The following is a 13,472-nucleotide window of genomic DNA, read 5'->3' as shown; positions in this document are numbered from 1 at the left end:
CAATTCATGGACTTCATAAGCATTTTTGACTTAAGATAGATGAGATGAATGGAGACGGCCGATTATTTAATGACCTGAATAATTAAGGTGGTTAAATAAGAAGGAGAACATCGTTCATGGGATGAATTATAATTTTCAATGCTATGATGTGAATGGATTTGAAGTGGGGGAGGGGATTGCGATAAAATCGTTACTAATTGATCTGGATGGAACACTTTATCATGGAAATCGGATGATCAAGGGTGCGGATCTGTTCATATCCCGATTGCGTACAGACCAGATACCTTATGCTTATGTTACAAACAATGCTTCACGTACACCCGAATTGGTGGCTGAGCATTTGGTTGGTATGGGAATTGAAGCGGCCAGCCATGAAGTATATACTTCGGCGTTAGCAGCTGCACAATATGTTGCACAGCAAAGTCCTGGAGCTCGTGTCTATTGTATTGGTGAAACAGGATTACGCGATGCACTCACAGGAGCCGGTTTGCAGCTTGTTGAGAACCATCCTGATTATGTGGTGCAGGGGATAGATCGTCAATTTACATATGATGCGCTGGCCGCTGCCATGCGTTGGATTCGGGAAGGAGCAACTTTTATTTTGACAAACCCGGATCTCCAATTGCCTTCACATGATGGGCTAACGCCAGGTGCAGGTACGATTGGAGCTGCAATTGAAGCTGCTTCACAGGTAAAGCCTATTGTCATCGGTAAGCCTTCAAGCGTATTGATGAACTATGCGCTGAACCGCTTAAACATTAGGGCGGATGAAGCTCTGGTTGTGGGCGATAATATGCTTACAGATATTGCGGCAGGTGCAGCAGCAGGTTGTAAAACAGCTCTGATCCTGTCGGGCGTGACGACCCGCGCTAATATGGATGAACATGTGCGTACCGTTGGAGTGAAACCTGACCTGATGTTTGAAAATCTCGCTGAACTGCAGGACTGGATGAAAGAAGAGCTGAAATAATAGAAAGTATATGTCTTACAAAACTTGCGAGAATTAAAAGCTATGTAGCTACGAAAGGAAAGATGTTGATATGCCGGAACTTCCTGAAATGGAAAACTACAGAATCTTATTATCAAAACAAATTTTGGACATTCCGATTACTGGAGTGACGGTTAGCCGTGAAAAGTCCATTAATACTGAAGTGGAAACGTTTGAGAAGCAATTGCTGGGAACGACCGTTGTATATTTAGAGCGTCGAGGCAAGCATTTGATTTTTCATTTAAACACGGGCGGGCGGCTCGTACTTCATCTGATGTTGGGAGGACTGTTATATCTGGGAACGGAGGAGCAGCGTCCAGATCGTACAGTTCAGATCGAATTAGATTTTAGTGGATTAAAGCTTTATTTTATCGGACTGCGCTTAGGTTATCTGCACTTGCTAACGGCTAAAGAAACAGAAGAAGCTTTGTCAGACCTGGGACCTGATCCGTTAGACCGCCGCATGACTTTGGAAAAGTTTACAGCACGTCTGAAGGGACGCCGGGGGATTTTGAAAACAACGCTGGTGAATCAGCAGATTTTTTCGGGTATTGGCAATTGTTATTCAGACGAAATTGCTTATATCGCCGGATTTACACCGGGTTCCAAAGTACAAAACATTGTGCAGTCCCCAGAAAAAGTGGAAAAACTATATCATGCCACTCAATCCGTACTACGTGAAGCTACTGCGGAAGGCGGGTACATGGAAATGCCTCTAATGGAGGGGGACACGCTAACAGGTGGATTTGATCATCAGTGTCGAGTATATGACCGCGAAGGAGAAGAATCTCCAAGTGGCGGAAAAATTGTAAGGGTTGAACTGGCGGGGAAAAAAGCATTTTATTGCCCGGTACAGCAGCATGATGCCTAAATTGCTAATCGGCTCCCATGTGAGTACGCGTGGTGGCTTTTCCAAAGCCGCTATGCGTGCGCGAGAGCAGGGGGGACGTTCATTTCAATATTTCCCGAAAAATCCTCGTAGTCTTAGGCTGAAGGAATGGAGTGCTACTGATGCTGCTGCTTGCAACGCTTACTGTTTAGAGCACCAGCTTCAATCCATTGCTCATTCGCCATATCCCGTTAATCCGGCTAATGGGTCCGAGCGTGGCCAGGAACTTTATGAGCTGACGATTGCTTCATTACGCAATGATCTGGATATTGCTGAAGCCTGTGGGTCAAAAGGGATCGTCGTTCATTTTGGGCATATGCATTCGTCAGACCCACTAGAGGGCTATCGTAACATTATTAACTGTTTTAATGATGTGCTGGAAGGCTGGCAAGGAAAAGCTAAAATATTGATTGAAAATCAGGCGGGGGATCACGGGCCCATGGGAACCACGCTTGAGGAAATGGTGCAAATCCGTCAGTTGTGCCAGAATCCTGACAGTATCGGCTTTTGCTTGGACACTTGTCATGCGTATGCAGCGGGATTATGGAACGGTGGAATGGACGAGGCTTTGATCGAAAAAGGGAATCGTCTCGGCTATTGGTCAGCTCTGTGCGGAGTTCATTTGAACGATTCTCAATACCCGTATGGCTCTAAAAAAGACAGACACGCCCGTGTGGGACAAGGCTACATTGGTACTCAAGGAATGCGTTGGATGACAGATCAGGATGCTGTAAGAGGTATTCCTATCGTTTTGGAGAGTGGGACGGGACCTGATGGGACACATCAGGAGGATATTCAAATGATTCTAAGCTGGGAGTAAATCGGTCTGATTGGTAATAACTATCTTTGAGGCTTGTGAGCTTGCATTTATGGGAAAAAGGAGGAGAAGTTGATGTATTTGTTTATGGACGATTATCGGCCTTGTCCTCCGGGCTTTAAGCTGGCAAGAGATGCGGATGAGTGTCTACTGCTACTTCATGAATACCCTATTTCAATACTATCGCTAGATTATGATTTGGGTCCAGGTCAGCCTACGGGAAAGGATGTGGCTGCTGCTATCGCAGGGAAACGGTTATATCCACGTGAAATTTACTTGCATTCCTCCAGTCCAGAGGGGCGGCGAGCCATGTACGAGCTACTCTATGCGAATAAGCCAGAGGGAGTCACCGTGCATAACGGGCCCATACCCGAGGAGCGTATGCGAGAGATCAGAAAAGAGTCTGAACGATGAAAGAGATCGGACAAAAAGAGGTGCGCCGTGCCATATGGGAGGGATGCAAGCTGGCTTTGTTTGTGTACACTCCCATGTGTGGAACATGCGCGGCTGCCCGTAAAATGCTGGAGGTAGCAGAGTATTTGCTCCCTGAAGAAGCAGTGGTGCAGAGCAACATTAACTATATTCCTGAACTGGTACAGGAGTACCGGATATCCAGTGTTCCCGCGCTTCTTATATATAATGGTGAAAACAAAAATCCTGAAATCATCTACAAAATGGAATCTGTAGAACACTTGCTGAGCAAAATAAGGAGCGTGATGGAATGATATCCATGAAGAGCATTACGTTGCAGCGGGAAGAAAGACGGATTTTGGACGATGTAAGCCTGGACATACGAGAAGGTGAACATTGGGCTATTCTGGGTCGCAATGGCTCCGGTAAAACAACATTGCTGGAAATGATGACAGGGTATATGTTTCCAAGTCGTGGTACGGTTGAAGTGCTTGGGCAAATGTATGGTCAATGTGATGTGCGGGAAGTTCGCAAACAAATCGGATATATCAGCCAGACTTTGTTGGAAAAGCTGGCGCTAAAAGATCCCGTTTGGGAAGTCGTTGCTACAGGTGCATATGCTTTTTTGCGCTTTTATCAGGAAATTCCGACAGAGGCAAAAGAAAAGGCCATATCTTTGCTGGAGGGTATGAATTTAGGCGACTTGATTCATCACCCGCTGGGGACGTTATCTCAAGGAGAACGTAAAAAGGTGATGCTGGCCCGCTCACTGATGGCAGAACCTCGTCTGCTAATTATGGACGAGCCTTGTGCCGGGTTGGATCTATTTGAGCGGGAAAAAATGCTGGTCGAGATTGATCGGCTCCGCAAGCGGGAGTTATCAGTGGTCTATGTGACTCATCACATTGAGGAGATTGTCCCCCTCTTTACGCATGTTGCATTGATTCGTGATGGTAAGGTCGCAGCAGCTGGCCCGAAAAAGGAAGTTTTAACGAAAGAATTGATTATGCACACATATGAAGTTCCGGTTGAGCTGGATTGGGATGGAGAACGCCCCTGGATTCGGGTGTGCACTGGAGGGTAATGTTATTTTGGAGGAACTATATATCAGTACAGATGAACAAAGTGAATCTACTTTGTCATCATCAAGATTTGTTTGTACAGCCAATCACGGTTTTGCACCCTATGCTCAAGAGGAGCTTAGAAGAATATTTGGCTCTGTTAAAAGCACGATGCTTTTACCTGGTGAAATTTTTCTGGCTACATTACCTGCGGAAGAAATTGAGGTAGTGAGGACAATTACAGGTCAGCCGCCGATGTTTTTACGTCACTTATTTCCTGTTCATTTTCAGGAAGAAGGAACGGACCTGGTTCAGGTACAGGAGCGTCTGGTTGCATTCATCCGTAACCGCAAGGAACTGATGGATCAACGTGTTTCTTTACAAGTGCGCAAAGGATCTAATAGCAGTTGGATTGAAAGCGCAGGTGCGCTCAAGCAGGCTTTGAGTGAACAATTAAGTGATCTACCTATGGAGCAGACAGTACAAGGCGCCGATGTTATTGTGTCCGTTTTTGCAGATACAGATACGTGGTATGCAGGTATATCGCGTCCTGAGGACAATCTATCGGATTGGAGCGGAGGCGCGGTTCGTTTTCAAAAAGAAGATGGACAAATTTCTCGTGCCAAATTCAAGCTATTGGAAGCAGAAGCAACGTTCGGCATAGATTTTGCCGCTTTCCATCAGGGACTGGATATTGGGGCAGCACCGGGTGGATGGACTTCCTTCTTACTGGAACGGGGACTGAAAGTTACAGCGGTTGATCCGGCAAAGATGGAGCCATCACTGATGAAGTACGCCAATCTGACTTTTTTGCGTAAAAATGCAAGTGAAGTCAAATTTAAAGAGAATTCGTTCGATCTGCTGGTTTGTGATATGAGCTGGAGTCCTAAGCAAATGGCAAGGCTCGTTACTGATTTACTATATAGTTTGCGAAGTGGTGGTACTGCTATCGTTACGGTCAAGCTAATGCATAAAAAGCCCTTGGCGCTCATTCATGATGTAATTGCTTCATTTGAAGAGTCCGGCATGCAGATTCAGCGAGCTAAGCAGCTATTCCATAATCGAGATGAGATCACCCTGTACATGATCAAGTATGGAAAATAATACTTTACAATGGATACAGGTGTGCTATATAATAAATCCAAATTGTTCCTTTAAAAATAATAATCACGTTTAAATCAAGGGAAAGCATCCCGCGAAAACGGTTTTCATGACGACATGGAAATTTGATTTTGCGGCAGCTTTCCCTTTTTTGCGTTGTCTGCTTGAGAAAGGAGGTAGGAGAATAATGAAGCAACCATCACAGTTGGAATTCGGATCAATTATCGGTGAGCGGTACCGTATTGTTCGCACATTGGGTTCGGGAGGAATGAGCCGTGTGTTCATGGCAGAGGATTTAAAACTGCCAGGCAAGCAATGGGCGGTGAAGGAGTCGGTTGCCGGGCCACAAGTTATGAAGCTTGTACGCACGGAGGCAGAGATGCTGATTTCGCTAAGCCATCCACGTTTACCGAGAATTGTTGATTTTTTTGAGCATCCTCCATCTGGTGCGGTATATCTGGTCATGGATTACATCGAAGGAATTACGCTGGAAGCATACATGAAGGGCTACCAAGGCTATATTCCACAGGAGCAAATCGTCCCATTCGCTTTGCAGGTACTGGATGTGTTGGACTATTTGCATACCCGTCAACCGCCAGTCATTTACCGGGATCTGAAACCAACGAATATTATGCTGACTCCGGAAATGGAATTTATACTGATTGATTTTGGAATAGCGAGGAGCTATAAGGCTGAGCTGGATCAAGATACGGTAAAGCTGGGCACAGTGGGCTTCGCTGCTCCGGAGCAATATGGAGCTGGTCAGACGGATGCTCGTTCAGACTTATACAGTTTGGGAGCGCTGCTATTGTATCTTTGTACAGGAGGCAAATATAGCGAGTGGACTGCGGGAGTAGAAGGGTATATTCGCGGAGAATTGCCCCGCCATTTGATCCCAGTGATTCGAAAACTGCTGCGTCAGCATCCTGAGGAACGATTTCAATCTGCCGGGGAGGTCATTGGAGAACTGCGGCGCAGTGCTGATTTTCAGCCTGCTCAACAAGGAATATCCGTTAATGATGCCTCAATGGATTATGCAGGTACAAGGGTAGTGGCTGTACTGGGTGTATCTGCCGGCTCCGGTGCTACGCATACAGCAATTGCGGTGAGCCACTATCTGGCTCGAAGGTCCCGCTCCGTAGCTTTGGTTGAGCTGCACAGCACAGCCAAAGCATTTGCCCGACTTCAAGAAGTCGTAGAAGGCACATCTGTTGGACAATCGAGTTCAAGTCGGCGTTTTGAAGTCGATGGAGTACATTACTGGCGACAAACATCTCGTGCGGATGTCATTTCTTTGTTGGGTGGTTCCTATAGATTTATCGTACTGGACCTGGGGAGTGGGCAGGACAATGAACGACTGGAAGAATTCTTGAGAGCCGATTATCCGCTCGTCGTTGGCTCAGGGGCCGAATGGAGAGTTCAGGATATAGCAGGGTTAGCCCGATCTCTTCAGCGCCATCCACAGCACAAATGGAATTACTGCTTGCCATTGGCAACCTCGGAGGCGGCCCGCAGGCTTCGTAAGGAGCTGGATCACGATAAAGTATTTGCTCTACCGTTCCACTCAGACCCCTTCGAACCGGATGATGAGATGGATCAGGTGTTGGACGAGCTGTTTCGCGGAGTCATTCCAGATACCCGGAGAAGACGCTTCGTATTCCTTAAGCGACGGCGCTAGATAGAAGGTATATATCAAAAGAGGCAGGGGAGAAGTTGTGTGTCCAAGCTAAGAAAAAGCAGTAAACAAAAACTATACGCCGGTTGCATTGGCGCTGGGATTGTTGGCATTATCTTTGCCGGCTACCTTATGGTTAATATCCATCAAATGAATGAGGTTAGGAAACAGGCTGAGGTAGAGGCAGAACTGAAATGGAAAGTGTATGAACAGGAGCAACGAACCGCGAAAAAAGGCTGGGTGGTTGTCCGTGACATTTCTCCAGGTGAACAGATTGCATCTAATGATTTGAAGGGAATTAAAGTTCCCGGTTCTCAGGCTCCATCAAATTTGCTGGCAGATAAAAGTGAAGTTTCCGGAACCACAGCCAAGATTGAGCTTAAAAAAGGATCTGTGCTTACATCGGCTATGATAACTGCTGATGAACCCATACCTAAAGATTTACGCAACCGTGAGCTAAAGGTGGTGGTACTACCCAACAGCCTGAAGTCGGGGGACGAAGTGGATATTCGCATTCAATTTCCAACAGGTCAGGATTACATTCTATTATCCAAAAAGAAGATTTCCCGACTGGAAGGTCCAATTGTCTGGGTCACTTTGAATGAGCAGGAAATATTATCGCTTTCGAGCGCGATTGTTGATGCCTATCTGCATAAAGCATCCATTTATGCTCTGACATATGTCGATCCCCAATTTCAGCCCAAAGCAATCCCGACCTATCCGCCTAATGCGCAGGTGTTAGCGTTAATGAATAGTGATCCAAATTTGATACACATTGCTGAACAAAAGCTGTCCAAGCAGCTGCGGGATTCCCTTGAAAATGCAATTAATTCATCAAACAGTGTGATTTCAACACCTGTGGAAAGGAGTCTGAGTGAGGAAATTGCAGCTCAGCATGCGGGTGCTACTATAGAAAACCCAGCAAGCGGAATTGATGATACAAGAAATGAATATGAGAACGAGCAGGATCATCAAGAACAAACAAAGATTCTGACGCAGGACGGAAGCTCTGATCCGTATGCCAAATAAATGAGAGAAAAGGAACGGAAGTATGAAAACATGGATATTTGCCGGGCTTTGTGACAAAAGCGATACCTTGTTATACATCAGCAGCATATTAGCAGCTTCCGGCCAACAGGTACTGCTTGTAGATGCTACGTTGCGGGGACGGTATCGGTATAGCATAGGGATGCTTGACAAACCACTTCCCATTACGCAGTTTAGTGGTTTTGATGTAGCAATTGGATTTACAGCATGGGAAGACCTGCATATAGGTATGACGGCTGATCAGAAGGCAGAGCAGGCTTATGACATTGTTATTTTGGATGTAGAGTTACCTGATTTTTGCCCAATTTCTGTTTGGAAAAGGGCAGAACTGCGAGTTTGGGTCAGTGATTATAGCCGCATGCTAATGCATAACGGACAGAATTGGCTTGAGCATTTATTCAGTCAACCTGAATTTCCTAAAGATCTTGTATTTCACAAGCTTTTTTTACAGGCTGTGGATTGTGGTGTGGAGGAGCCGTACTTGTGGGAATACATGAACCATTTCCCAGCTTCTTGGCAGCAAGAGCCATATGTACTGCCATGGGATGAGGGGCTGCTTGCTCTGAAACTGGAAAATGAGCATAAAAAACAGCTACTACTAAAACCGCTATCCAGAATGTATAAGAAACAATTATGCCGTTGTATTGGGGAATGGATGAGTTGGGAATTAAAAGTGAGTCGTCGTGCGCTAAAGCGTGCGGAAAGGAGTAGAGCATGAGTACCATTTTGTTTTGGAGCCCCATTAAGGGGGCTAGTGGAAGTAGCTCTTTGGCGGCAGCAATAGCAATTACCATAGGCAATCTATATCGAGGAAGACTATTATTGACTCATTTGGGTCGTAAATATACCGGTATTGAATCAGGATTACCTATACAAGAGTATGGTATGGACGATCCAACCCTACAGCTTCAGGAAGGGGGCTGGGATGCTGCCGCACGTTTAGTTCTGCGAGGGACACTGTCTAAAGAAAATATTCGTAATTATACGACGCCTGTACTCGAACATACTTTGGATGTACTTGAGGGAACCTCCAGCTTTGGAGCTGCACCGCCGTTACTATCTCCAGGGCTTGTACGGGCAGTAATAGATACAGCGAATCAATATTATGATTTAACGCTGATTGATGCAGGAAGTGGAGCAGGGTGGGGGGCTGTACAGCATGAAGCATGTGCACGAGCCAAACTGGCCGTTCTTTCACTCACTCAGAATATGCGAGAGTTAGACGCTTATTTTGAATCTGTGTCTCCGTTATCTACCTATTCATCGTTACCCTTATTGATTGTACTTGGGAAATATGATGTGCATTCTCAAGTGAATGAAACGAATATTCGCAGGAGATATGGCTACAAAGGTGCTTTGTATACAGTCCCTTATAGCACCGGATTTATGGACGCATGGAACCGCAGGGATGTGATCGGCCATGTGCAGCGTGAGGTGCGAAGTGGAAAAGAGCAGCACCGCAAGCTTTTTATGCCCGTGAGATGGGCGCAGAGTATACGGCATATCGGCAAAGCTATTCTGGAGGCGGCAGAGTCCGATCTTCGGCTCAAGGCTTTGGAGAGGGGCGCTTAAATGCTGTCCGCTCAAATGATCAACGGATTGATTCTTACCTGTATAGTACTGATGTGCATCGTACTGATTATTGTTAAATACCGAGGGAATCTTCACTCGCGACATTCAACCCTTCGGGTAGAAAAAAAGAACGAAGATGCCACATTCGAAACATTAATAGAGTATATCAAAAATGCACTTCATGAACTAAGTCATAGCCAGATGGCGGATGCCGGATTGCATGAAGAGGAATATAGACGGCGTATCCATCAAAGGGCGGAACTACGCAGGGCGTTAAAGGACTGTGCCAATGGCAGCATGGGTGATAAACGTTTTGTTAAAAATCTGATGGCTGAGCTTCTGATTAACGGTTACGGCTTAAACGAGAAAATTGTCGATATTGTTATGCCATTCTCCCGACCTGAGTTGTTTAGCATACAGGATCAATTCGAAATTATATTTTACCAATACCAGCAGAAGTTTGGCGCTGATGCACTATCACGTTTACTGGATACTTATGACTTGGCCGAAATGAGGTATTCACAGCAAGGTGAAGAAGATGGAAGTTATCTCGTTACCGCAGAGGATATTCGTTATATCTATGACTGTGAGTACCGCCCTCTTTCCTTTTTGGAGAAAGTGGATATTATTGTCCAGCGGATTTATCAGCATTACAAAGGCTTTTCCGTCATTGATGATATTCGTGACCAGCGGATCGACGGTGTAAGTGGGGGCGTCAGTGGTATGCCGGAAGGTGGGATTCCTGCATCATCAGACTGGCCTTCGGATAGGTATGTATTTGAACAAACATCTGCGCCTACTGCCAATGGTTATGAGAGCGTATGGATCTTTTATAAAGGTAAAACTATCCATCTTTCGTTCCTTTCCTTCGGATCTGAGCGTGAACTTAAAAGGGTGTGCCAAAATATTTATAAATACAATTACCCGGGACAGCTTTCCGAAGCGAATGGTTATAAGGTCAACGAAATGAAGGATGGGTCACGGGTAGTGGTGGTGCGCCCTCCTTTCTCAGAATCGTGGGCTTTCTTTGTCCGTAAATTCGATATTCAAAGCGCATCGCTGGAACAGTTAATTAAGGGACAGAATGCTGATTTTCCAATCCAGTTACTTTCTTATTTAATGAAAGGCAGCCGGATTACTGCTATTACAGGCGCGCAGGGTTCAGGTAAGACGACGTTGTTAATGGCGATGGTCAAGCATATTTATGCTTCGTATACGCTTCGTGTTCAAGAAATGGCCTTTGAACTGCATCTACGCAGCATTTACAGTCGCCGTAACATTCTTACCTTTCGAGAAACGGACCATATTTCAGGACAACAAGGGCTTGACTTGCAGAAAAAAACAGATGGAACCGTCAATATACTAGGCGAAGTAGCAAGTGATGAAGTAGCTGCTTGGATGATTCAAATGTCGCAGGTTGCCAGTCTGTTCACCATTTTTACTCATCATGCCAAAACATTTCGTGATCTCGTGTTTTCACTTCGTAATTCATTGCTCAAAACAGGAGTATTTCAGCATGAAGGCATCGCTGAGGAACAGGTAGTTCATGTCATTAACTTTGATGTGCATCTCAAACGTGATGCGGAAGGGCGACGCTACATCGAACGGATCACAGAATGCGTGCCGCGTGACCCGGATCATACGGATGCAGGTTCCAATGCTTCATCGAGCTATAGTTATCGCCACGTTATGGAATATCGGAACGGAAGCTATATACCGATGGAGCCCCTAACTGCCAAAAGTGCAAAAGAAATGTGTGAGCAGATGAATGTAAAGGATGCCAGAGATTTCCGCAGTTTTTTGACCCGCTATTGGGAGGAAGACTATGAGTCTTAAAGAAATTTTATTATGGATTTTACTAATATCAGGTGGGAGCTTTGCGCTTCTATATATAGTTTTGTGGGGGTTGCGTAAGCGCGGTAGTCATACAGTTCGCAGAGGACGAATTCATTCTGTTCAGGAAGGGCGCAAAGGAAAAGCGGTACTTCAACGTGAGCTGCAAGCTTTACTGCATAAGTTGTGCACGCTGTGTATGAAGGTCCCTTTCTTATCTGGATACATCACAAGTGTACGTAAGCGACTAGCTGGTCAGCATGCCTACGATGAGTACAAGCTTCGCCTACAGACCATGAAGATGACACTGTTCATCTGGGGGGCTTTTGCTTGCAGTAGCGTTGTGCTGTTCATGATGAAGCCAGGAATAGAGTTTGCTATATTGGCTGTTTTATGCGGAGTGGTAATCAACAGTCTTATTTTGGATATGGCCATTAGCCGGATGGAGAAAAGGCTACTTGCACAGATGATCGAATTATTCGCCAATGTACGTCATTATTACCATCAGCACGGTATGGTGGAGGAAGCCATATCCGAAGCGGCCGATTTGGCGGAGGCAGAGGCTGGGAGACACGCACGACTCATCCATGAGGCGCTAACAGATGTTGATCCGCACGAAGCATTGGAAAGATACTATGAGTCGGCTCCTAATCGATTTTTAAAAGCTTTTGCCGGTATCTCATATATGGTAATGGAGTTTGGTGACCGGGTTGATGAGGGGGGCTCCATTTATTTGAAGGGGCTCGGCAGTCTCGCACGCGAAATCCAGTTGGAGTTGCTGCGAAGAAATAAACTGGACTATCTGTTAAAAAGTCTAAACGTGATCGCACTGGCACCTGTTTTCTTTACGACCCCAATCGAGACATGGGCGAGATCCAGCTTTCCATCCATGAATGAGTTTTATCAGGGAAAATTGGGTTATATAACGAAATTGTCCGTTTATATTGTGATAATCGTATCTTATTTCCTGTTACAGAAACTGCAACAGACCGATGAGACAGGATATCGTGCGGGTAGAGGCCGGAGGGTTTGGGAGCAGAAGCTATACCGTTTTCCCATCATTCGTAATGTGGTGGATTCTTTAATTCCGCGTCAGCATATGTCTTCTTATTTCCAAATAACCCGTCTATTAAAGGAAAGTGGTGCGGAGGTTAAGCTGGAGTGGCTCTACATACGCAGAATGGCTCTTTTTATCGTAGGATTGGTGCTCAGCATCAGTACGATATTTTTTTTACATGAAGCTGAGAAAACGCATATCCTTCACGCCCCAGTACAATCAGGTCAAATGTTTGGACGTTTAAGTCCGGTGGAGCAAAAAGAAGCTTCGAAGCAGAGTGAGATTGATCGCAAAATCATGCATTCGCTGAACATGAGGGCGAACAGCACATACGAACAAACGTACATTGTTTTAGAGCATAATGCTAATGGAACTGCTACTCCTGAACAGCTATCCACAAATACTCGGCGTATCCTCCAAAAGCTGAAAGATTGGAATGATGAATACATCAAGTGGTGGGAAGTACTGATTAGTTTGATTGTTGGGTATGTAGCCTATCAAATGCCTATGCTTTTATTATATTTGCAACGAAAAATGCGTCGGTTGGATATGAGGCATGAGGTGTATCAATTTCAAACGGTTATTTCCATTTTACGGGTTATGGAACGAATGTCTGTCGAGGAAATATTGGAGTGGCTGAACAGATTTTCAGTTATATTCAAAAGACCTCTGCAAAAATGTTTGCTTCATTATGAACACGGGCCAGAGGCAGCTCTCGACTTGCTAAAAGAAGAGGCACCTTTGCCGGAATTTCAACGTCTAGTGGACAAGCTCCATTTGTCTTTGGGTAAAATTACGATTCGAGAGGCCTTCGATGATTTGGAATCCCATATGTCCTACTATTTCGAACAAAGAAAACAGGAGTATGAAAAAATAATAGACAGCAAGGCTATCTGGGGAAGGATGATTGGTTTTGCCCCGATGTATGGTCTTATCTTTTTATATTTGGTGATTCCGTTGATCGGTATGAGCTTTGTTCAAATGGATAACTATTATGAGCAAATACAAAAAATTCAGTAAA

General features: G+C 45.2%; 13 protein-coding genes. All 13 read left to right on the top strand.

Going from position 1 to position 13,472, the window contains the following annotated elements; translation table 11 throughout:
* Positions 1 to 121 precede the first annotated feature (121 nt).
* The 13 genes from BM358_RS12180 to BM358_RS12120 all read left to right on the top strand — a co-directional run bounded on the left by BM358_RS12180 (position 122) and on the right by BM358_RS12120 (position 13,471).
* Positions 122 to 970 carry a TIGR01457 family HAD-type hydrolase gene (locus tag BM358_RS12180; protein ID WP_081326439.1) on the top strand — a complete coding sequence of 283 codons (849 nt, stop codon included), beginning with the start codon at positions 122 to 124 and terminating at the stop codon, positions 968 to 970.
* A gap of 70 nt (positions 971 to 1,040) precedes the next feature.
* Positions 1,041 to 1,859, top strand: a complete 819-nt coding sequence (locus BM358_RS12175; RefSeq protein ID WP_028541727.1) for an Fpg/Nei family DNA glycosylase — start codon at positions 1,041 to 1,043, stop codon at positions 1,857 to 1,859.
* On the top strand, positions 1,849 to 2,697 hold the full coding sequence (locus tag BM358_RS12170; RefSeq protein ID WP_028541726.1) for a deoxyribonuclease IV: 849 nt from the start codon (positions 1,849 to 1,851) through the stop codon (positions 2,695 to 2,697). Before BM358_RS12175 ends, BM358_RS12170 begins: the two co-directional genes overlap by 11 nt.
* Positions 2,698 to 2,769: 72 nt before the next feature.
* Positions 2,770 to 3,108 (top strand): cyclic-phosphate processing receiver domain-containing protein, encoded by a 339-nt coding sequence (locus tag BM358_RS12165; protein ID WP_028541725.1) that lies wholly within the window; start codon positions 2,770 to 2,772, stop codon positions 3,106 to 3,108.
* Positions 3,105 to 3,419, top strand: coding sequence for a thioredoxin family protein (locus BM358_RS12160; protein ID WP_023988994.1), 315 nt, complete (start codon positions 3,105 to 3,107; stop codon positions 3,417 to 3,419). Before BM358_RS12165 ends, BM358_RS12160 begins: the two co-directional genes overlap by 4 nt.
* Positions 3,416 to 4,189, top strand: a complete 774-nt coding sequence (locus BM358_RS12155; protein ID WP_023988993.1) for an ABC transporter ATP-binding protein — start codon at positions 3,416 to 3,418, stop codon at positions 4,187 to 4,189. The genes BM358_RS12160 and BM358_RS12155 overlap by 4 nt, the downstream gene beginning before the upstream one ends.
* A gap of 22 nt (positions 4,190 to 4,211) precedes the next feature.
* Entirely contained in the window at positions 4,212 to 5,270 is a 1,059-nt protein-coding gene (locus BM358_RS12150) for a 23S rRNA (cytidine(2498)-2'-O)-methyltransferase RlmM (RefSeq protein ID WP_028541724.1), read from the top strand.
* Positions 5,271 to 5,451: 181 nt separating this feature from the next.
* Positions 5,452 to 6,945 (top strand): serine/threonine-protein kinase, encoded by a 1,494-nt coding sequence (locus BM358_RS12145; RefSeq protein ID WP_028541723.1) that lies wholly within the window; start codon positions 5,452 to 5,454, stop codon positions 6,943 to 6,945.
* Positions 6,946 to 6,984: 39 nt separating this feature from the next.
* Positions 6,985 to 7,971 (top strand): SAF domain-containing protein, encoded by a 987-nt coding sequence (locus tag BM358_RS12140; protein ID WP_028541722.1) that lies wholly within the window; start codon positions 6,985 to 6,987, stop codon positions 7,969 to 7,971.
* Between the two features lie 22 nt (positions 7,972 to 7,993).
* The gene (locus BM358_RS12135) at positions 7,994 to 8,707 is read left to right on the top strand and encodes a hypothetical protein (RefSeq protein ID WP_028541721.1); all 714 of its coding nucleotides are present in this window, start codon (positions 7,994 to 7,996) and stop codon (positions 8,705 to 8,707) included.
* Positions 8,704 to 9,561 (top strand): hypothetical protein, encoded by an 858-nt coding sequence (locus BM358_RS12130; RefSeq protein ID WP_028541720.1) that lies wholly within the window; start codon positions 8,704 to 8,706, stop codon positions 9,559 to 9,561. Before BM358_RS12135 ends, BM358_RS12130 begins: the two co-directional genes overlap by 4 nt.
* Entirely contained in the window at positions 9,562 to 11,397 is a 1,836-nt protein-coding gene (locus BM358_RS12125; protein WP_028541719.1) for an ATPase, T2SS/T4P/T4SS family, read from the top strand.
* Positions 11,387 to 13,471, top strand: a complete 2,085-nt coding sequence (locus BM358_RS12120; RefSeq protein WP_028541718.1) for a hypothetical protein — start codon at positions 11,387 to 11,389, stop codon at positions 13,469 to 13,471. Before BM358_RS12125 ends, BM358_RS12120 begins: the two co-directional genes overlap by 11 nt.
* The last annotated feature ends 1 nt before the right edge of the window (position 13,472 follow it).

Source organism: Paenibacillus sp. cl130 (assembly GCF_900116035.1).
GTDB classification, from domain to species: Bacteria; Bacillota; Bacilli; order Paenibacillales; family Paenibacillaceae; genus Paenibacillus; species Paenibacillus polymyxa_B.
Note: the sequence above shows the minus strand (reverse complement) of the source record. Positions and strands in the feature narration are given on the sequence as shown.

Bases quoted from the DNA above. Each gene is read 5' to 3' on its own strand.
- BM358_RS12180 (WP_081326439.1), top strand. From the start codon at position 122: ATGAATTATAATTTTCAATGCTATGATGTGAATGGATTTGAAGTGGGG.
- BM358_RS12175 (WP_028541727.1), top strand. From the start codon at position 1,041: ATGCCGGAACTTCCTGAAATGGAAAACTACAGAATCTTATTATCAAAA.
- BM358_RS12170 (WP_028541726.1), top strand. From the start codon at position 1,849: ATGATGCCTAAATTGCTAATCGGCTCCCATGTGAGTACGCGTGGTGGC.
- BM358_RS12165 (WP_028541725.1), top strand. From the start codon at position 2,770: ATGTATTTGTTTATGGACGATTATCGGCCTTGTCCTCCGGGCTTTAAG.
- BM358_RS12160 (WP_023988994.1), top strand. From the start codon at position 3,105: ATGAAAGAGATCGGACAAAAAGAGGTGCGCCGTGCCATATGGGAGGGA.
- BM358_RS12155 (WP_023988993.1), top strand. From the start codon at position 3,416: ATGATATCCATGAAGAGCATTACGTTGCAGCGGGAAGAAAGACGGATT.
- BM358_RS12135 (WP_028541721.1), top strand. From the start codon at position 7,994: ATGAAAACATGGATATTTGCCGGGCTTTGTGACAAAAGCGATACCTTG.
- BM358_RS12130 (WP_028541720.1), top strand. From the start codon at position 8,704: ATGAGTACCATTTTGTTTTGGAGCCCCATTAAGGGGGCTAGTGGAAGT.
- BM358_RS12125 (WP_028541719.1), top strand. From the start codon at position 9,562: ATGCTGTCCGCTCAAATGATCAACGGATTGATTCTTACCTGTATAGTA.
- BM358_RS12120 (WP_028541718.1), top strand. From the start codon at position 11,387: ATGAGTCTTAAAGAAATTTTATTATGGATTTTACTAATATCAGGTGGG.